The following is a 19,737-nucleotide window of genomic DNA, read 5'->3' as shown; positions in this document are numbered from 1 at the left end:
AAAAAGCACGCCACGGAGGAAACTCCGTGGACGCGTGCCGCCCTGAGTTGGTCCCCGCTGACGCTTCGGCCCTCCAGACGAAGCGCCGGGCGTGATTTCCCACTGAAAATGGTTAAATCTATCGCCTCCGTCGGACGGAACCCTGAAACCGCCGCCCCCACTCCCCTCAGGGTGACATGGTCAGCCAGCGCCGCCGTCTCGCCGCCTGGGTCGCGAACCGATCGGCGCTGCCCACTGCGGTCCAGGCGGCGGCCGGGTACACGGCGACGACCGGCGACGTCGACCTCGGGAGTCTCCGTCTGAAACGCCTCGTCGACCGGCGGACCGATCGCATGGTCGCAGCGGCGTTCGGGGTCGCCGAGGCCGCGATCGCAGACGCCTTCGACGCCGATCCCCGAGCCGTCTCGTTCGCCTACGACACGAAGCTCCTCTTGCCTGCACAACTCGCTCTCGGCCGGGTCTACCGACTCGCCCGCGAGCGCGCAGACGGCGATCCGGTCGATTCCGGTCCGTGGGCCGACGGGCCCCCGGACGATCCCTGGACGATAGATGCCTTCGACGGAGATCGAGATCTCGATCCCGAGACGCTGGTCGCCTACGGCGAGCGCGTGACACGGCTGGTCGTCCAGGCGCTGCTCGACGGCGACATGCGCGACGCGATCAACGACAGGGAGTTCGAGGACTTCGAGGTCAGCGTCGACGGGGAACAGGTGGACCGCGAACGGGCCGCCCGGGCCGCCCAGCGAGCGCTCGCTGACGACCTCGACGAACAGTTCGATCGCCTGCCCGACGCGATCCGCGCGCCCTACGACGACGCGGTCGCGTACAGCGAGACCCATCAGGATCGCGATCGCGCGTTCCGGGCCCACTATCGAGCGGCGACGGATGGCGTGCCCGGAGCGCGCGAGGCCATCGAAGACGAGTATCGCGACGCGACCGATCCAGATCGCGACTTTCTGCGGGCAAGTCCCGATCTCCCCTATCTCCACAGCCAGTACGCCCGCGTGGGGGTGATCTACGAGGCGATGATCGACATGTATCGGGCGACGGGTGTGGAGCTCTCTGTGTCGTTCGAGCGGGCCGTCGTGCTCGCGATCGTCGGCGCGCAGATCTGGCTCGACGACCTCGACGACTACCGCGTCGATCGCCAGGCGGGGCAGTTGACGCCGGTGACTGCCGAGTACGTGCTTCGGGAGACCGACCGGTCGGCGTGTCGGTCCATCCTCGACGTGGTCGAGGCGTACCTCGACTGCGCGCGCGAGCACGCCGAGACCGCCGAGTCGCCGCTGACGGGCATCGCGATCGAATACATCGACCGGCGCGGCGATCCGTCCGTCCTGCCAGGCTTCGACGCCCTCGATCGCTAGCGCCGCCAGAGATAGAGGCCGGCGAGGACGGCACCGAGAAGGCCGACGACGGCGATGAGTGCGAAAATCGGTGCGCCGTTCTCCGCCGGTTCGGTCACCTGGACCGCCACCGAGTAAGTATCGGAGAGTTCGGTGTCGCCGTCACTGTTCTCGTACTCGAAGTCGACCGACAGTGGGTACGCCTTCGGGAGCGCGCCCTCGGCGGCGATGCCGAAGGTCAACTCCTCGGTGTCGCCCGGAGCGAGCGTGTCGACGTAGGCGCGCTTGTCGGTCGTCGAGATCGGGCTGTCGGCAAACAGCTGTGCGGAGACCCGACGCACGGGGTCGGAGCCGGTGTTCGTCACGCTGAGCGTGACGCGCGTCGAGTCGCCTTCTTCGACGGTCGCGTCGCTCGTCTCGACGGCGAACCGATCGACGCTGTCCTCGATGGGGACGCGCACGACGGCGGACTGTCCGGCGCGCTGGTTGCCCGCGACGGTGCGATAGCTGGGCTGGATCGTGAACTGCCGGGGCCCGGCCGATCCGTCCTCGCTCACCGATACACGGAACTCGAAGTCGGCGCGCTCACCGGGTGCCAGATCGCCCACCGCCGCGGTCGCGTCGACGGGCGTCACCGTGGCCGACTCGATCGGGAGGGCCAGTTGGACGTTCTGGACGCGCCGATCGCCGGTGTTTCTGACCTCGCCGCTGATCGTCCCCTCTGCGCCGACTTCGAGACTGCTCGTGACGTTCTCGATCGAGAACCGCCGATCGGGCGTCACGTCGACCGGGATCGAGAGCCGGTCGGACTGGCCGGGGATGCCGTCGATATCCTCGTAGCTGACACGGGCGGTCACCGAAGCGGTGCCCGAGGTGTCCGGACTGGCTCCCATGGTCACGTTGAATTCGCGGGTCTCACCCGCCGGCCAGGCCCCGACGTGACGGGTCGTCTGGGCGGACCGACCGAGGGTCAAATCGCCACTCGACTGCAACGATAGCGAGGCGTCCGAGGCGGCGGTCCCGCCCGTGTTCGTGATCGCGACCGTGACGTCGTCCGTCGAGCCTTCGGGGACCGTCCCAGTGACGTTCTCGATCCGGAATCGTGGCTCCTCCTCGACCCGGATTTTCACGTCTAGTGACCGGAACCGGTCGGTCTCGTGGTAGTTTCCAGTGTCGAGCGAGATTTCCTCGGTGTAGCGGTACCAGACGCGGACGTTCATCTCGTAGGTGCCTGGCTCGGCGTCGTCGTCGACCGAGACGAAAAAGGGCAGCGGGGCGGATTGGCCCTCGGGGAGCGATCCCAGCGTCCGCCGGTCGGTGTGGACGGTGAGCGGTGCGTCCGCGGAGTTCAACTGGACCCGGACGGCCCGCGCGGTGGTCACGCGCTGGGCGAGCGAACTCGCAGAGGTCGGTGCGGTGTCGACCTCTCCCTGGTTGGTCAGGCTGACGTTGATCGCGGTGTCTGCGCCGGGCGCGACCGAGCGGTCGTCGATCGTCGCCACGAGCGAGGGACTCCCGATCACCGAGGCGGCGCTCGCGACGCCGACGAGGAACACGACTGAGAGAACGGCCAGCGAGACCTGCGTGAGACGGCGCATTGGATTCTGTCCTTTGATTGTGGTCGCAGGATTGTATATGTACTGACCGCGGAGCGTGGGGCGGCCGATCGAAAACAACTCATATTGGACAACATCAATCTTGTTGGGAAACTTTATGGGGTCCGCGTTCCGGAGCCATCCTGGGGCGACGATCGACCCCCGATATCCGGGGTTTCGATGAGATCGGCCGTCCGCCGCCGATCTGACACGATCGCGCCACGGAACACATGAGTCAGACATCGCCACCCACGACGCTTCGATCGATCCTCGACCGGGCCGCTCGCGAGACGGGCGTCGACCTCGACGACAGGCTCGACGGCCTCGCCAGCGCGGCCGAGCGCGAACTCGGGCCCGATCCCGATCTGGCCGATCGGCTCGAAACGACTGCGCGCGTCGCCTCGAATCGCATCGACTGCGATCCCGAGTTCGACCGCCTCGCGAGTGCGCTCCTCCGACGCCGTCTTCTCTACCGCGTGACGGGCACGGATCCCGCTCCGGAGGAACGCCCTGCGGTCTATCGCCAGCAGTTCCACGACGGCATCGACCGGGGGATCGCTGCCGACCGCCTCGACCCCGCGCTCGCCGCGCGGTTCGACCTCGATCGGTTGGCCGGCGCGCTCCGGCCCGCCCGCGACGACCAGTTGGGCTACATGGCCGTCGAGACGCTCCGCCAGCGCTATCTCCTCCGGACGGGCCCCGACGCGACCCCCTTCGAGTTGCCCCAGACGTTCTGGATGCGCGTCGCGATGGGGCTCGCCATCGAGGAGTCCGATCCCACTGCCCGCGCCCTGGAGTTCTACGAGGTGCTCTCCACGCTCGAATTCACCCCCTCGACACCGACGCTGTTCCACAGCGGGACGACCACGCCCCAGTTGTCGTCGTGTTATCTGACGACCGTCCCGGACGATCTGGCGGGGATCTTCGACGCGTACAAACATCACGCCCAGCTCTCGAAATACTCCGGTGGGCTGGGCAACGACTGGACGCCGGTCCGCGCGTCGGGGTCGCTCATCGAATCGACGGGCGTCGAATCGACCGGGATCGTCCCCTTTTTGCGGATCTCGAACGACGTCACCGCCGCGATCAACCGCTCGGGCAAGCGCCGCGGGGCGGCGTGTGCGTATCTCGCGGCCTGGCATCTCGATTTCCCGGACTTTCTGGACCTGAAGCGGGCGACGGGCGACGAGCGCCGCCGCACGCCCGACATGAACACCGCCGCGTGGGTGCCCGACCTGTTCATGGAGCGGGTCGCTGACGACGAGGAGTGGACGCTGTTCAGTCCCGACGAGGTGCCCGACCTCCACGAGGCGGTCGGCGAGGAGTTCGCCGAGAAATACCGAGAATACGAACGCCAGGCCGCGGCGGGCGAGTTGCGCCAGTCGGATACCCTCCCCGCCCGCGAGTTGTGGCGGACGATGCTCACGCGCCTGTTCGAGACCGGCCACCCCTGGATCACGTTCAAAGACCCCTGTAATATTCGCAGCCCACAGGACCACGTCGGGACGGTCCGCTCCTCGAATCTCTGTACGGAGATCACGCTCAACACGGGGCCCGACGAGGAGGCCGTCTGCAATCTGGGCTCGGTCAACCTCGCCACCCACGTCGCCGACGGGCGTCTCGACCGCGACCGACTCGCCGACACCATCGAGACCGCGATGCGCATGCTCGACAACGTCGTCGATCTGTGCTATTATCCGACCGACGACGCCGAGCGCTCGAACATGCGCCACCGTCCGATCGGCCTGGGGACGATGGGCTTTCACGACGCACTCACGGCCTGTGGCGTCGGGATGGCCACCGAGGAGGCGATCGAGTACGCCAACCGCTGGCAGGAGTTCGTCGCCTATCACGCCATCTTGGGGAGTTCCCGTCTGGCCGCCGAACGCGAGCCCCATCCGTCCTACGAGGGCAGCAAGTGGGATCGCGGGGTCTTCCCCCAGGACACTGTCGATCGACTCGAAGCCGAGCGCGGGCGCGAGGTGCCGACCGACCGCGAGGAGACTCTGGACTGGGAGCGGGTCCGCGCCCACGTCGCCGAGCACGGCATGCGCAACTCCAACACGATGGCGATCGCACCGACCGCGACGGTCTCGACGATCAACGGGACGACGCCGTCGATCGAGCCCCGGTACTCGAACCTGTACGTCAAGTCCAACATGTCCGGGGAGTTCACCGTGATCAACGAGCACCTCGTCGCGGATCTGCGCGAGGCAGACCTGTGGACCGACGAGATCCGCGAGCAGATCCTCTATCACGACGGCGCGATCCAGTCGATCGCCGCGATTCCGGAGTCGATCCGCGAGCGACATCGGAGCGCCTTCGAGATCGATCCGCGCCACCAGTTGCGCCTGACCGCCCATCGCGGCACGTGGATCGACCAGTCGGTCTCGCACAACGTCTTCTTCCCCGGGACCGATGGGCAGGCCCTGGATTCGATCTATCGGACGGCCTGGCGTCTGGGCCTGAAGACGACCTACTACCTCCGCACGCTCGGGGCCTCCCAGATCGAGAAATCCACGCTCGACCTCTCGGAGTACGGCCGCACCCAGCGTCGCTCGGACGCCGAGGACGCGCCGTCGTCGGCAGACGCGGGATCTCCGATCGGCGCTCCCGGCGGAGGCGCGGACACGGACTCGACTGACGGCCAGGACTCGACCGGCGAATCGAACGCATCGAACGCCTCGACCGACGAAGCGAACGATTCGACGACCGACGACGCGAGCGAGGAGCTTGCTCGCCTCACCGATCCGACCTGTGACGCCTGCCAATAATGATCCTCGACACCGACGCCGAACACGACCCGAACAAGATCCTCCCGATCGAGTACGACTGGGCCCGCGAGTACTACACCGACGGCGTGGACAACAACTGGGTGCCCAGCGAGATCCCCATGCAAGACGACGTCAGCCAGTGGGACGGCGACGAGTTGACCGACGGCGAGCGCCGCCTCATCGAGTACACGCTGGGCTTTTTCTCGACGGCGGAATCGCTCACCGCGAACAACATCGTGCTCGCACTCTACGAGTACGTCACCGCGCCGGAGTGTCGCCAGTATCTCCTCCGGCAGGCCTACGAGGAGGCCATCCACACCGACACGTTCATCTACTGCTGTGACACCCTCGGATTCGACCCGGACCACCTCTACGGTATGTACGACCGCGTGCCCTCGATCGAGGAGAAAGACCAGTTCGTCGTCGATCTCACCCAGTCGATCGACCACGACGGCTTTTCGATCGACGACGCGTCCGACGTGCGCGCACTCCTCCGCGATCTCGTCGGCTTTTACGTCGTGATGGAGGGCATTTTCTTCTACGCGGGCTTCGCGATGATCCTCAACCTGAAGCGGCGCAACCGCATGCCGGGCCTGGGCCAGCAGTTCGAGTACATCATGCGCGACGAGTCGCTGCACGTGGGCTTCGGCGTCGATCTGATCGACGCGATCCGCCGCGAGCATCCCGAGGCCTGGACCGAGGCGTTCGGTGAGGAGGTCCTCGAACTCGTTCGCGAGGCGGTCGACCTGGAGGCGATCTACGCCCGCGAGGCCTGCCCGCCCGACGTGCCCGGCATGGACGCCGATTCGTTCGTCGAGTACGTCGAGTACGTCGCGGATCGCCGGCTGGGACAACTCGATCTGCCAGAGCAGTACGGCACCCAGAACCCGTTCCCCTGGATGTCCGAACAGGCCGATCTCAACAAGGAGAAGAACTTCTTCGAGACGCAGGTCACCGAATACCGCAGCGGCGGGTCGCTGGAGTGGTAGGCTGAGGGTCGCCGTGGTTGCTGAGGTACTGAGATAAACCCTGCAATGGACTGGAGTCCTGACGGAGTCCGCGCGAAGGGTAGCGAGGCCCGAACGAAGTGGGGGCCTCGGAGCGGCGAGCGGTGCAACCGCGAGCCCAGTGAGCGCGGGCACGTCAGGTCGTGAACGAGGTTCCGCAGGAACCGAGTGAACGTCCTGACGGAGATTTGAACTCGCCGAGACATTCCGGGTCGCTCCCTGCGGTCGCTTCCCGGGCTGTGACTCGTCTGCTCAAATCTCCGCGGACGTTTCTGCCGACGCTGCACGCCTCGCTATCGCTCGGCAGTTTGGGCCGGCAGAAACGTCCTGACGGAGATTTGAACTCCGGTCCCTGGCTCCGCAAGCCAAGAGGATAGTCCACTACCCTATCAGGACTCATCCTAACCAATCGGGGACGCGGCAATAGGGGTTTCGATCCACGACGGCTGGTTGATGTCCTTGCCCGACGACGCGTCGTCATGGTTCGCGATTGGACGCACGTCGGGGTGGACCGAGACGGCGACACGTGGCTTGCGGTGGGGATCACCGCCGACCGCATCGAGGCCTATCCGTACGACTCGATCGACGACCTGTGGGACGACCATGCGGATGCCGAGCGGATCGTCGTCGACGTGCCGATCGGACTGGTCGGCGATCTGGCAGCCGACGATCCGGCGGGGTCGATCGTGGACGGCGATCTGGAACGGGAGTGCGACGGCCGCGCCCGCGAGGTCGTCGACTCACGATCGGCGTCGGTGTTCACGCCACCTGCGCGACCGACCGTTCGGGCGGCCGCCGAGACTGACGCTGGTCATGCCACGCTCTCCCGACTCAATGAACTGGCGACCGGCAAGGGCCTCTCGATCCAGGCGGCATCGATCGCTGACGTGATCGGGGAGGTCGACGAGTTGCTTCGCGACACGGCCGATCCATCGGTGCTGATCGAGGGCCACCCAGAGGTCGCCTTTCGCGCGTTCGACGAGGGCCCACTCGACCACTCGAAACACACCGCGCCGGGCGTCGCCGAGCGTCTCGACCGCCTCGGGACCGTCCGCGACGAGGTGCCCTGGCGGCGTCTCGCACGCGAGTTGGCGGCCGAGGGCCACGACGCCGGACTGGACGACCTGCTCGACGCGCTCGCGCTGGCGATCGTCGCGTGCGCGCCCGACGACGAATTTCACCGACTGCCATCGCGCGATGCGTCCGCTGAATCGACGGATGACCTGCCGCGCGACGACCGCGGCCTCCCGATGGCGATCGCGTACCGGCGGGCCGAACCGTTCGATCTGGCGCAGTGAACACGCGATGACCGAACCGGCACGCTGAAGCGACCCGCGCACGTGCGACTGACAACGATGGGAGCGATCGAAGAGGTCCACGCAGATCTCGACGCAGAGGTCTCCGAAGAGGACTTTCGGGAGGCCGTCGAGGCCAAAGTCGAGCAGATGGGTGGGCTCGCGGACGAGCGCACGGCGGCGATGTTGGTCGCCCACGAACTCGAAGACGGCGAAGTCGAGGCGGTCGCGGACCTCGAAGCGGGCATGGACGAGGTCGAGTTGCCACTCAAGGTCTGCTCGATCGGCGAGATCCGCACCTTCGAGCGCGACGACGAGGAGGGCGAGGGCCAGGTGATCAACGTCCGCGCGGCCGACGAGACCGGCGGCGTTCGACTGGCGTTCTGGGACGGCCGCGCGACGGCGGTCGCGGACGGTGAGATCGAGGTCGGTGACGTGATCATGGTGCGCGGTCGCCCGAAAGAGGGCTACGACGGCCTGGAGATCAGCGTCTCGAAAGCCCAGGTCGACGAGGAGACCGAAATCGACGTCGACCCCGACGGCGAAGAGACGATCGACGCGCTGCGGATGGGTCAGTCCGACGTCACCGTCCAGGGACAGGTCCTCTCGGTCGGGGAGGTCCGCACGTTCGATCGAGACGACGGCTCGGAAGGCCGGGTCGCGAACCTCGCGATCGGTGACGAGACCGGCCGCATTCGGGTGACGCTGTGGGGCGATCGCACCGCGGCCGTCGAGACGGTCGCTCCGGGCGAGACGATCGCGGTGATCGACGGGTACGTCCGCGAGCGCGACGGTGGGCTCGAACTCCAGATCGGTGACCGCGGTGCGGTCGAGACCGTCGACGAGGAGGTCACCTTCGACCCCGATGCGACGCCGATCGACTCCGTCGAGATCGGCACGACCGTCGATCTGGCGGGTGTCGTCCGCTCGACCGACCCGATCCGCACGTTCGATCGGGACGACGGCTCGGAGGGCCAGGTGAAAAACGTCCGCCTGCAGGACGAGTCGGGCGACATCCGGGTCGCGCTCTGGGGCGACCACGCCGACACCGACGTCGGCCCGGGCGAGAAGCTGTACTGCGGCGACGTCGAGATCCAGGACGGCTGGCAGGACGACCTCGAAGCGTCGGCGGGGTGGCAGTCGACGGTCGCGGTGCTCGACGGGTCGGTGAGCGCCGGCGCTGGTGGGTCGACTGGCGAGACCGCGAGCGCCAGTGCAGAGTCCTCTCGCACGCGCGGGGGCAGCGACACCGGGGGGACGCTCGCCGCCTACGCCGACGACGAGTCCGGGGGGTCGACTGCGACGACGGACGCAGACACCGAGACGGCTGACGCTGCCGAGACGACCGAGTACACCGGGACGGTCGTCCAGACGGGCGATCCGGTGATCCTCGACGACGGCCAGGAGACGGTCACGGTCGCGACCGACGCGGACCTCCATCTCGGTGAAGAGATAACCGTTCGGGGGCCCCGCACCGAGGATCACATCGACGCCGAGGACGTGTTCTAGCTCCTTCGACGGTACCGATCGGTGAAAATCCTTAAGCCAGCTTCACTCCCGTTGTGGTGTATGAGCGTCGAGCTACCGTTCGCCCCCGTCGACTCGATCATCCGGCGACACGCGGGTGATCTTCGGGTGGGGTCGGCGGCGACCGAACGACTGACTCGACACGTCCAGCAGTCGGGTGCCAAGCTGGCCACTGCTGCCGCCGAGCGTGCCGCTGCAGAGGGGCGGAAGACGCTGATGGTCGACGACTTCGCGGTCGAGCCGGACGATCGTGACAGCCTGGAACTCCCGATCGCGCCGATCGATCGCATCGCTCGATTGGACATCGACGACCGCTTTCGGGTGGCCGCCGACGCGCGCGTCGCGCTCGCGACCCAACTCGAACGCGAAGCCGACCGGATCGCGAGCGTCGCCGTCGAACTCACGCATCACGCCGATCGGCGCACCGTCACGGAAGCCGACGTCGAGCGGTACTTCGCCATCGAAGCATACTTCGAATGAACGTTGGCCACCGCGAGGTCTGTCTGGATCACGACACCGGTCAGCGCCACCCCGAGAGCCCCGACCGGATCCGTGCGATCCGACGGACGCTCGCGGACGCCGAGGCCGTCGAGTACGCCACCCCCGAGACGGCGACGCTCTCGGAGATCACCGCCGTCCACGATCCGGGCTACATCGCGAGCTTCGAGGACTTCTGTGCCAGCGGCGGTGGCAGTTGGGACGCCGACACGATCGCCGTCGAAGCGACTTACGAGGCCGCGCTCGCGAGCGCGGGCATCGCGCTCTGGGCCGCTCGCGCAGCACTCGGCCACCCAGACCGTCCGGCGACACCCTTCGCGATCGGTCGGCCGCCGGGCCATCACGCCGTCACCGACGACGCAATGGGGTTTTGCTTTCTCAACAACGTCGCGATCGCTGCCGAGACGCTGCTCCGACGGGGCCGGGCCGATCGGATCGCCATCGTCGACTGGGACGTCCACCACGGCAACGGCACCCAGGATATCTTCTACGACCGCGGTGACGTCCTCTACGTCTCGATCCACGAGGAGGGCCTGTTCCCCGGCACGGGCGCGCTCTCGGAGACCGGCACGGGCCCGGGCGTCGGGCGCACGCTGAACGTCCCCTTCCGGCCCGGCAGTGGCGACCCCGAGTACGAACACGTGCTCGACACGGCGATCGAACCGACGATCGCGGCGTTCGATCCCGATCTCGTGCTCGTCAGCGCGGGTTTCGACGCCCACCGACGCGACCCCATCTCGCGGATGACCGTCTCGACGGAGGGGTACGGCCGGATGGCGGCGCGCCTGCTTGATCTTGCCGGCCGGATCGACGCCGGGCTCGGATTCGTCCTCGAAGGTGGCTACGGCCTGGAGACGCTCTCGGACAGCGTCGACGCGATCAACGCCGCCTGTAACGGGGATGTGCCCGACCCGATCGACGCCGAGGCCGACCCTCACTCCCGTCAGGTCGTCGATCGACTCCGCGATGTCGGCTTCGTTCAGGGACCGAGTTGAGTGTCTGATTCGCTGTGTCAGGGTCTCGGGTCGAGGTAGGCCGCGAGCTCCGCGCCGAACCGATCGGCCAGTCCGGCGACGGGGTCGGGCCCGACCAGGACTGACCGATCCGAGAGCGCAGCCGCGACGTCACTTCCGAGGCCCACGTCCGCGATCGCGTCACTGTCCAGCAGTGCTGCGGCGGTGCGATACTCTCGCTCGCGCTCCACGACGTAGCGATCGCCGTCGAGAAACGGCCCCGTCACGTCTCGATCGCGATAGGCCGCGACGAACCGCTCGGCGTGTTCACGCACCGCGACCGGCGGGCCGACGTGGCGCTCGACCGCGGGCCGCTTCTCGACGGCCACCTCGAAGATGAGTGCGATCACGTCGGCGTCGGCGACGGCCATCGAGCGGACGAGTTCGAACCCGCGACGATCGAGTTCGTCGGCCAGATTCGTCCGGGATTTCTCCAGTTGGGGGTAGAGTGTGTCTTCGACGACGTCGGGGCGGGGCGCCTGGAGCGCGACCGGTGTCGTCCCGCGTCGTTCGAAGGCCTCGGCCACCGCGGACCGATCCATCGGATCGCGGACCGCGACCTCGAAGTGCGCGGGGTCGGGATCGGCCAGCAGTCGGCGGACGTAATGCTGAAACCGCGCGACGTTCTCGGCGGTCGTCGCGGCCGCGACGTTGCGCTCCGGGTCGGTCGGGTCGATTACGACGAGCGGATCGGTCCCCTCGAAACGGCCGTGACCGACGGGGTCGAACCGTTCGGGTGGGTGCCAGTCTGCTGCCGCCGCGAACAGTCCGTCGACGCCGTCGTACTCCAGGACGAGCAACTCGGTCAGATATCCCGAGAAGCCCTGCGTGCGGAGGTCACTCCCGTACGCGCCGATCGCACGGAGAAACTGTTTGCAGACGCGAACGTCGGTCGCGAGTCGATCGTCCAGTCGGTCGCGCAGATACGTGGTGTGAAACGGCGTGCGGTCGACCGCCGAGCGGATCGCACTGGCGGATGGCACGTCGTAACACGGGACGATGTCGACGTCGAACCCGTCGATCGTTCCGGTCACGTAGGGGTGTTCGGCGTACTCTTCGCGTCCGTCGGGCAGGACCGTTCGCCCGATCGCGAGGCCCTGGCGTTCCAGTTCTGCTCGATCGATATCGGCCGGAACACGCACGAACACGTCGATATCGCGATCGCCCGGGAGCCAGGTGCCGCGGGCCGTCGACCCGACGAGTACGACGTCGCCGTCGACCGCTTGCTCCGCCAGGGCGCGTCTCGTGCGCTCGACGATGTCGTCCCGGACGGCTTCCAGCCGCTCGCGCTGGTCGGGGTCGGGCGTCACCCGCTCGCGAACGGTATCGAGAACGTCACGAACGTCGTCGTCCATACGTCGGCGGGGGCGGCCGCGCCCGAAAGGATATCGGTCCCAAAACGAAAGCCCCTTTTTCCCCTGCCGTATATCGGTGAGTGCGCGCCGCCGTAGCTCAGCTGGTAGAGCACCTCGCTGTTAACGAGGTTGTCCCAGGTTCGAGCCCTGGCGGTGGCGTCGTTTTTCGCGGCGATTCGGTACCCTCAAAGGCCACGGGTGAGAACTGCGAGTGAGGGCCCTTAGCTCAGTCTGGTGAGAGCGCTCGGCTCATAGGTTCGTCGCGATGCGGCGGACTGGGACACCGAGTGGTCGGTGGTTCGAATCCGCCAGGGCCCATCGACCGAGCGCAGCGAGGGAGATGGCCCGCGGATCGAACCTGGGAACGACCGCGAGCGAAGCGAGCGGGAGTGACCGTGGTTCGAATCCGCCAGGGCCCATCCGACCACCTTTTTCGTCGTCGGGTTCGCGCTCCGCGCGAACTGCGTGGCGGCTGCGAGGCGGTTCCACCGCCTCGATTGGAGACGGCTTCCCGTCTCCCACGCCACGGAATCGGTTGCGGGCCGGACGGCCCGCAACCCACTCCTCGAAAAATCTGGATTAAAAAGACCTGCTGGCTCAGCCTTCGGTTCACGGCGTTGCCGTTCGCGTATTCGAGACGCTCCTTTCAGTCACGTCTCGCAGGCTTCGCCAGGAGTGAAACGGGTCGCTTGCGCGGCGCTACACGCCGCGAGTTCGAGTCGCCAGAGCCGCCTCGCGGCCGCCGTATGCGAACTCCATCACTCTTTGAGGGCTAATTTAGAGGAGATTGGCTCACGTCACCATCTCAATCAGAGTTTCGTCGAATGCTGGACGATCCGGTCATCGTCGATCGAAATGATCTCCTTTTCGACGAGACTGTGGATGGCCTCGTCGATGGCGTCACCTGGAAGATCGACTACAGCGTCCAGCTCTGATCGAGACGTATCCCCCTCGATCGCCTGTAGCACGTCGAGTTCCCGATACACGCGTTGGGTAATTTCAGAGACTCGATCGGCTATAGACGGCGAGACGTTGTGTCGGTCTTCGAGTTCGAGCAGTGCCTCGTTCACGTAGGTAACGAACAGTTCCTGGCCCAGCAAATCGATCTGATGGTCCAACTCGTCCTCGATGACATCGTCGTTCAGATCTGTCTGCACGAGTGCGAACATGTCCTCGATGTCGTCCGTTCGGCCCGCGACCGATTTGAACAGGAAGATGTCCTCTGAACTGAGCAGCTTCACGGTCAGCCCACCGGCTTCGAGGTGGACGACACTTCGATCGCACATTCCCTTCGAAAGAACGAGCTTGTCGATCACTTGCTGGTTGAAGTCGTCGATTCGACACCCGTCGTCGTTTTCCAGGATTCGCTGCGCTCCGAGGTCGTCGTATTCTTCGTTTGGATCCTCGACGACACTGTACCCGTGGTCGAGCAAGACGGCCTGTAACATTCGGAGGTCGTCGCCGTCGGTAACGATCAGATCGATGTCCTTGGTCGTGGACTTGAGGTCACGGAACGCCATCGCCCCACCACCGATGAGAGAGGCCGTCAGATCGCTTTCGAGTGCACTGCCGATCCGCCGCAACTCGGATTCGATGTACTCGCTGTCGAACCGCTGTCTCACAGTGACACCCCGTATTCGTCCGCCAGATCACGGAACTCCGTCCACCTCGGGAGTCGTTCCGTGCGGTGCTCACCCGCCGTATCGAGATACTCGATGAGGGTGGAGACCTGGTCCGCGACGTCGTACGTACTCGCGACATCGAGGAGTTCCTCACGGTCGATCGCCGTCTCACTGAGCAAGAGGAGACAGTACGACTGCGTTCGCGTCCCCTCGTCGATCACGAGCATGTGACAGCACAACTCCGCGGGAGAGACGTCGTCGATCGACTCCGAATACAGGTAGTACCGGCGCTCACGGGCCAGCAGCGGCAGGCCATACGACTGGAACAGTTCCGGTCCTGTCAGATGGAACGGCTCAGCATCGATCTCGTCGGGCGTCTGGACGAGACACTCGTCCGGCGACTCCCAGAGGAGTGTGAACGACGCGGTCTGGTCTGCGATTCGTTGTCGATGCCGAAGGTGAGCGAACTCACGAGCGAGCGTCGATAACTCCGTGAATTCGTCGTTGAGTGCGTACTCCCCGTCCGATCGGTATACCATCCCGCGGTCCTCCAGTGGGGAGAGCGAACGATGGATCGTGCTTCGGTGAACGTCCACCCGGTCGGTGAGGTCCGATGCAGTCGCCGGCGACTCGAGATAGTACAGCACGCGAAGCGTCGTGCCGCCCAGCAGTTCGGGAAACGGGATATGGGAGTACTGGTGGACGAAACTCTCGAACAGTTCGGCGGCGTGGGCATCCGAGCGACGAATCTGCTTCCGTTTCCCGTCTCGGGCGGTCGTGACCAGCCCCTTCGACTCCATTCGATCGACGAGTTCGGACACGTAACTCGTGCTCCGATCGAGTTCTTCGGCAAGCTCGGAGACCGTCGACCCACGTCGGATCGCGTCCAGCGCACGAAGCTCTGCTTCCGTATACACTGTGTTGCGTCTATGCGAAACGAATATAAATAAGTTCGTATTTTTGCAACAAAAGGGCAGCCACGTCTGTGCGATGTCTCAATCGGCTGCGTCCTGGAGCGGGAGTTGAATGTCGATCCCGTCGTAAGGACCGGCGGCGCGTCGAAACTCACTTTCACCGCGCCGTTGCGTATCCGACAGCGAACGGAATCGCCGTGATGGCCGCGATGGCGAGGACTGCGGAGAGCGTGAGGTGCTGTGGGCCCCACCCGAATCCGACCGCGCTGAGCCCGATCGGCAGGGCCGTCGCCACGAGCGCCCTCTGTCGGTCCCGGGTGGCCGCGACGGTGCCGACGACCGTCGCGGACACGGCCGCGAGCGCGACGAACTGGACGGCAGTGAGTTCGAGGCGGAGAACCTCCACGAGCGCGAGCGGGGTGGTCGGCTCCCCTTCGATGTTCGTCGGGGTCGCGCCGGTCCACTTGACCGAGAACCACGCGACGCCGAGACCGGCACTCACGAGCGCCGGGCCCAGCGCCGTGAGTGCCCGCCGTGAAGTGAGCGGAGCGATATCGTCGTCGCGGACCGCGAAGGTCCCCCAGGTCAGCGAGACCGACCCGGCGATGACGCCGAGGGAGACGATGATCGGATGCGTGGCAGACGGGTGGGTCGATCCAAACTGCTCGGTCCCTGGCACGAGGCCAGCAACGGTCAGCGGATAGAGGACGACCAGTCCTGCCCCGGGGAGGGCCGCGAAAATTCCCACGGCGGCGGGACCGCGTTCTGGACCGACTCTGTCGGTGGCGGTCATGCCACTCGCGATACTCAGACCGATCCGATCAGCGTTTCGGGACTGTCACCACTCCGATCGAGGCCGCGGCGAGTACGCTCCACAGTCCCGCCCGGCGATCGTCGAATCGGTACAGTCCAGGTCGGCGGGATCGGCGTAGACGTGCCCGGTCACCGTCGCGCCGTCGAGCTTGACGGTGTCGTCGGCAGTCACCGACCCCTCGACGGTGCTGTCGATGACTTTCGCGTCTGCGGTCTGGCTCACGACGTCGCCCCCGACGACGGTGCCGCCCGTCGCTTCGGCGACCTTCTCGGCGTTCACCGCGCCCTCGACGGTCGCGTCGTCGAGTTTGACGTCGGCCGTCTGCGAGGTGACGTCGCCGGTGATCGTCCCGGTCTGGAGGTTCGCGACCGCCGCGACGTCGAGGTCCCCGTAGACCGTCGCGTCGTCGCCGTCGAACGCCTTCGCGTCGCTGATCGCGTCGCCGATCACGACGCCGCCGTTCTGGACGGTCACCTGCTCGTCGGTCACGACGTCACACGCCACGACGATCCCGTCGACGGTGATGGCGTCGACGCCCCCGTTCGTCTCGCTGTCGACGAACCCACACCGCCGGTCGGGCACGGGGAGTGGGTCCGCGACTGCGAGGCGGCTGAGGACGTGGCTGGTGTCGCGATCACCGCTCCAGACCACCACGATCCGGTCGGCGACGGGGGCGACGGTGATCGCGTCGCCGGCGGCGATCTTGCGACCGGTCGCCGCGTCCGGGTCGGCGACCCCGCGGAGTCGGAGGCGGTCGCCGTCGAGGACGGCCCCGTGGGTGTGCCGGAGCCGCGTGGTCGGGCGGTCCTCGATCGGATCGAGATCGAGTGTCACCGTCGGCGCGGGGTCGCCCGTCTCGGCGACGCCGAACAGTGCACCCGCGCTGACCGCTCCGAGTACGAGCACGACGGCCACCAGCATGACGTCTCCGACGACCGGCGAAAGGGCGCGACAGTTCGGGCGACGCCGGGCCACGCCGCCAGTAAGACCGGACGAAAAATGAGGATGGCGGCCACGCCGCTCCCGCGTCGAACGGGAACGCCTAAATGCGGGTCGTCGCCTACGTTCACCGATGACTGCGTCGGTCTGGACCCGCCTCGACAACGGGCTCTCCGTGCTCTTTTTCCCGGGGACGGTCGCCCACGAGTACGCCCACGCGCTCGCGTTCGAGGCGCGGGGCTACACCGTCGAGATGACGCTGTTCGATCTGTTCGCGGACCGGCGCGGCAGTTACGTCCGGCCCGATCGCCCGGTCGATCCGACGACGTGGATCCTGATGGCGCTCGCGCCGTGGATCTTGCTGACGCCGCTGGCGGTCGCGCTCGCCTGGGTCACGACGCAGGTGCCGTTCCCGGTCTGGCTTTTGACGGCGTATCTCACTGTCGCACTCCTCGCCCAGGCCGCGCCCTCCGACACCGACCTCTCGCCGCCACCGCACGCCACCCCCGAGAGTGCGGTGGGTCGGCGCGGCCTCCAGGCCGCGCGCTGGTTGTTCGACTGGGGGCACAGTTTCGTCGTCGTCCCCGTCGTCATCTTCTGGATGCTCCGGGCGCAGGGCGTGCTCTGAGTTCAGGACTCGTCGGACGGCCCGATCACGGCCCAGCAGTTGCCGGCCTCGTCGAACCGATCGAGGACGCGAACTGCGGCGTCGGCCAGATCCCGATCGAACTCGCGGGGCGAATAGACGTGATAGAACCGCTCGACGACGGTGTCGTCGGGGAGCGTCCAGTCGACGGTGGTGTCCATCCCGCTTTGGTCGTCGGCGCTCGCATCGAATCGGTCGTGGGCGGTCGACCAGACGCTCACGAGCGCGCGGCCCTCGGGCGCGAGCACGCGCGCGAGGTCGTCGAGCGCGGCGATCCGGCCCGATCGCTCTGGGAGGTGATGAACCGTCGCGATCGAGACGGCGAGATCGATCGTCCCCGCTCCGAGCGGGAGGCGAGCGATGTCGCCGGCGACCAGCGGGCCCACACCGCGCTCGGCGGCGGTCGCGAGCATCGCGAGACTCGCGTCGAGACAGATCGTCGTGTCGGCAATCCCGGCGAGGAGTTCGGCGTGGCGACCGTTGCCACACCCGGCGTCGAGGGCCCGTTCGACGGGGTCCCGATCCGCGAGAAAGGCCTCGACGGCGGGCCAGGGATGCGCACGGGTTTTCGCGAAGTGCGTGCCGATCCGGTCGTAGGTCGCCCGGACGGATCGGCGCGACGGGTCGGCCATACTGCACGGAGGCGGCTGGCGGCCCTACGCGTTGCGATCGGCCTCGATCGGTCTGCGCGTCGCGATCGGGCTCTCCGTTGCGATCGGCGTCGGGCCCGAACACAACGGTTAAAGGCGATCCAACCCTCCCAACGATACAATCATGGTTGGAGCTGGAACCCCGAGTCAAGGCAAGAAAAACAAGACGGTCCACGTGAACTGCCGTCGCTGTGGGAACAAGTCCTACCACGTCTCCAAGGGCGTCTGTGCGTCCTGTGGGTTCGGCAAGTCGGCCAAGCGCCGAAGCTACGAGTGGCAGGACAAAGCCGGCGAGTAGGATGCACGAGAAGTGCGGCGTCGTCGGCGTCGCGCTGGAGGATCGCCCCGCTGCGCGCCCGATCTATTACGCGCTGTACGCTCTCCAGCACCGCGGCCAGGAGTCCGCGGGCATCGTCACCCACGACGGCTTTCAACAGCACGGCCACGTCGAGATGGGCCTCGTCGGTGAGGCGTTCGACGAGGGCGATATTGCGGATCTCGCGGGCCAGGTCGGCATCGGCCACGTCCGCTACCCGACGGCGGGCAGCGTCGACTCGGCGTGTGCCCAGCCGTTCTCTGTTTCGTTCAAGAGCGGGTCGCTCGGCCTGAGTCACAACGGCAATCTCGTCAACACCGACGTGCTGCGCTCGGAGTTGGCCGATCTCGGACACGCCTTCACGAGCGACGGCGACACCGAAGTCATCGCGCACGACCTCGCGCGCAACCTCCTGGAGGAAGACCTCGTCGAGGCCGTCGAGACGACGATGGGGCGGATTCACGGCTCGTACGCGCTCACGATCGCTCACGACGACCGCGTGCTCGGGGTGCGCGACCCCGAGGGCAATCGCCCGCTCGTGCTCGGCCGCCTGGAGGACGGCTACGTGCTGGCCTCCGAATCGGCGGCGATCGACACGCTCGGCGGCGAGTTGGTGCGGGACGTCCGCCCGGGGGAAGCGATCGTTCTCGATCCCGACGGCACCGACTACACCGCCCACCAGTTGGTCGAGCGCGAGCGGACCGGCCACTGCTTTTTCGAGTGGGTGTATTTCGCCCGGCCGGACTCGATCATCGACGATCGGTTGGTCTACGACGTGCGCCGGGATCTGGGTCGGGCGCTGTACGAGGAGTCGGGCGTCGAGAGCGACGTGGTGATGCCCGTCCCCGACTCCGGGCGCGCGTTCGCCTCGGGCTACGCCGAGGCCGCCGACGAAGCGGAATTCGCCGAGGGGCTGATGAAAAACCGCTACGTCGGGCGGACCTTCATCATGCCCACCCAGGACGAGCGCGAACAGGCCGTCCGCCTGAAACTCAACCCGATCTCGAACACGATCGACGGCAAGGACGTGACGATCATCGACGACTCGATCGTGCGCGGGACGACCTCGACGCAGTTGGTCGAGTTGCTACGTGACGCCGGCGCGGAGTCGGTCCACGTCAGGATCGGCGCGCCGCCGATCGTCGCGCCCTGCTATCTCGGGATCGACATGGCGAGTCGCGAGGAACTCATCGCCGCCGATCGGTCGGTCGACGAGATCCGCGAGACCATCGGGGCCGATAGCCTCGCCTACCTCTCGGTCGACGCCGTCGCTGACGCCATCGGGTTCGACCGTGATGACCTCTGTCTGGGCTGTGTCACCGGTGAGTACCCGTACGAAATCGCCGGCGAGGCGACCGATCGGGACCTCGATCTGCCCGACCGACACGTCGCAGACGCGGACTGATCGTCGCGGCCGTCGGCGGGA

General features: G+C 66.8%; 17 protein-coding genes and 3 tRNA genes. 12 read left to right on the top strand and 8 right to left on the bottom strand.

The genetic code is table 11. The annotated features are described in order from the left end of the window. Nucleotides 1–176 precede the first annotated feature (176 nt). Entirely contained in the window at nt 177–1,367 is a 1,191-nt protein-coding gene (locus tag HARCEL1_RS09760) for a hypothetical protein (protein ID WP_108382943.1), read from the top strand. On the opposite strand, the gene HARCEL1_RS09755 is transcribed toward HARCEL1_RS09760, so the two are convergent. After that, nucleotides 1,364–2,944 carry a COG1361 S-layer family protein gene (locus tag HARCEL1_RS09755; RefSeq protein ID WP_108382941.1) on the bottom strand — a complete coding sequence of 527 codons (1,581 nt, stop codon included), beginning with the start codon at nt 2,942–2,944 and terminating at the stop codon, nt 1,364–1,366. The two genes, HARCEL1_RS09760 and HARCEL1_RS09755, sit on opposite strands and share 4 nt — an antisense overlap. Nucleotides 2,945–3,171: 227 nt before the next feature. Here HARCEL1_RS09755 and HARCEL1_RS09750 point away from each other — a divergent pair, with 227 nt between their 5' ends. After that, entirely contained in the window at nt 3,172–5,715 is a 2,544-nt protein-coding gene (locus HARCEL1_RS09750) for a ribonucleoside-diphosphate reductase subunit alpha (RefSeq protein ID WP_108382939.1), read from the top strand. Continuing rightward, complete coding sequence (locus tag HARCEL1_RS09745) at nt 5,712–6,704, top strand: ribonucleotide-diphosphate reductase subunit beta (protein WP_108382936.1); 993 nt, start codon at nt 5,712–5,714, stop codon at nt 6,702–6,704. The genes HARCEL1_RS09750 and HARCEL1_RS09745 overlap by 4 nt, the downstream gene beginning before the upstream one ends. Nucleotides 6,705–7,045: 341 nt before the next feature. Here HARCEL1_RS09745 and HARCEL1_RS09740 read toward each other — a convergent pair. Continuing rightward, nucleotides 7,046–7,118 (bottom strand) — tRNA-Arg (locus HARCEL1_RS09740). A gap of 83 nt (nt 7,119–7,201) precedes the next feature. Between HARCEL1_RS09740 and HARCEL1_RS09735 the strand changes: the two genes are divergently transcribed. The 4 genes from HARCEL1_RS09735 to HARCEL1_RS09720 are packed head-to-tail and all read left to right on the top strand — an operon-like array spanning nt 7,202 to nt 11,037. Then, nucleotides 7,202–8,020 (top strand): DUF429 domain-containing protein, encoded by an 819-nt coding sequence (locus tag HARCEL1_RS09735; RefSeq protein WP_108382934.1) that lies wholly within the window; start codon nt 7,202–7,204, stop codon nt 8,018–8,020. A 57-nt stretch (nt 8,021–8,077) separates the two neighbouring features. Then, nucleotides 8,078–9,526 carry a single-stranded DNA binding protein gene (locus tag HARCEL1_RS09730; protein WP_108382932.1) on the top strand — a complete coding sequence of 483 codons (1,449 nt, stop codon included), beginning with the start codon at nt 8,078–8,080 and terminating at the stop codon, nt 9,524–9,526. A 60-nt stretch (nt 9,527–9,586) separates the two neighbouring features. Continuing rightward, nucleotides 9,587–10,024, top strand: coding sequence for a histone family protein (locus tag HARCEL1_RS09725; protein WP_108382930.1), 438 nt, complete (start codon nt 9,587–9,589; stop codon nt 10,022–10,024). Beyond that, entirely contained in the window at nt 10,021–11,037 is a 1,017-nt protein-coding gene (locus HARCEL1_RS09720) for a histone deacetylase family protein (protein WP_108382927.1), read from the top strand. The genes HARCEL1_RS09725 and HARCEL1_RS09720 overlap by 4 nt, the downstream gene beginning before the upstream one ends. A 17-nt stretch (nt 11,038–11,054) precedes the next feature. Here HARCEL1_RS09720 and cca read toward each other — a convergent pair whose 3' ends face one another. Continuing rightward, nucleotides 11,055–12,410, bottom strand: a complete 1,356-nt coding sequence (cca, locus tag HARCEL1_RS09715; RefSeq protein WP_108382924.1) for a CCA tRNA nucleotidyltransferase — start codon at nt 12,408–12,410, stop codon at nt 11,055–11,057. An 86-nt stretch (nt 12,411–12,496) separates the two neighbouring features. Between cca and HARCEL1_RS09710 the strand changes: the two genes are divergently transcribed. After that, a tRNA-Asn gene (locus HARCEL1_RS09710) sits at nt 12,497–12,569 on the top strand. Between the two features lie 56 nt (nt 12,570–12,625). Beyond that, nucleotides 12,626–12,728 (top strand) — tRNA-Ile (locus HARCEL1_RS09705). A gap of 491 nt (nt 12,729–13,219) precedes the next feature. Here HARCEL1_RS09705 and HARCEL1_RS09700 read toward each other — a convergent pair. From HARCEL1_RS09700 to HARCEL1_RS09685, 4 genes are all read right to left on the bottom strand, one after another. Continuing rightward, nucleotides 13,220–14,032 carry a DUF6036 family nucleotidyltransferase gene (locus HARCEL1_RS09700; protein WP_108382921.1) on the bottom strand — a complete coding sequence of 271 codons (813 nt, stop codon included), beginning with the start codon at nt 14,030–14,032 and terminating at the stop codon, nt 13,220–13,222. Beyond that, complete coding sequence (locus HARCEL1_RS09695) at nt 14,029–14,949, bottom strand: ArsR family transcriptional regulator (protein WP_108382919.1); 921 nt, start codon at nt 14,947–14,949, stop codon at nt 14,029–14,031. The genes HARCEL1_RS09700 and HARCEL1_RS09695 overlap by 4 nt, the downstream gene beginning before the upstream one ends. A 154-nt stretch (nt 14,950–15,103) precedes the next feature. Then, nucleotides 15,104–15,739, bottom strand: a complete 636-nt coding sequence (locus HARCEL1_RS09690) for a hypothetical protein (RefSeq protein ID WP_108382916.1) — start codon at nt 15,737–15,739, stop codon at nt 15,104–15,106. Nucleotides 15,740–15,784: 45 nt separating this feature from the next. Then, nucleotides 15,785–16,735 (bottom strand): type IV pilin, encoded by a 951-nt coding sequence (locus tag HARCEL1_RS09685; RefSeq protein ID WP_267894694.1) that lies wholly within the window; start codon nt 16,733–16,735, stop codon nt 15,785–15,787. Between the two features lie 97 nt (nt 16,736–16,832). On the opposite strand from HARCEL1_RS09685, the gene HARCEL1_RS09680 reads away from it, so the two are divergent. Then, nucleotides 16,833–17,327, top strand: coding sequence for a metalloprotease family protein (locus tag HARCEL1_RS09680; RefSeq protein ID WP_108382914.1), 495 nt, complete (start codon nt 16,833–16,835; stop codon nt 17,325–17,327). Between the two features lie 2 nt (nt 17,328–17,329). On the opposite strand, the gene HARCEL1_RS09675 is transcribed toward HARCEL1_RS09680, so the two are convergent. After that, nucleotides 17,330–17,977, bottom strand: coding sequence for a class I SAM-dependent methyltransferase (locus HARCEL1_RS09675; protein ID WP_108382911.1), 648 nt, complete (start codon nt 17,975–17,977; stop codon nt 17,330–17,332). Between the two features lie 142 nt (nt 17,978–18,119). On the opposite strand from HARCEL1_RS09675, the gene HARCEL1_RS09670 reads away from it, so the two are divergent. Next, complete coding sequence (locus HARCEL1_RS09670) at nt 18,120–18,293, top strand: 50S ribosomal protein L37e (protein WP_108382908.1); 174 nt, start codon at nt 18,120–18,122, stop codon at nt 18,291–18,293. 1 nt (nt 18,294) lies between these two features. Further along, the gene (gene purF / locus HARCEL1_RS09665; RefSeq protein ID WP_108382905.1) at nt 18,295–19,716 is read left to right on the top strand and encodes an amidophosphoribosyltransferase; all 1,422 of its coding nucleotides are present in this window, start codon (nt 18,295–18,297) and stop codon (nt 19,714–19,716) included. Nucleotides 19,717–19,737: the final 21 nt, after the last annotated feature.

Origin of the sequence: Halococcoides cellulosivorans, assembly GCF_003058365.1 — an archaeon.
Taxonomy (GTDB): Archaea; Halobacteriota; Halobacteria; order Halobacteriales; family Haloarculaceae; genus Halococcoides; species Halococcoides cellulosivorans.
The sequence above is the reverse complement of the archived record's forward strand: the minus strand, read 5'-3'. Positions and strand labels throughout refer to the sequence as shown.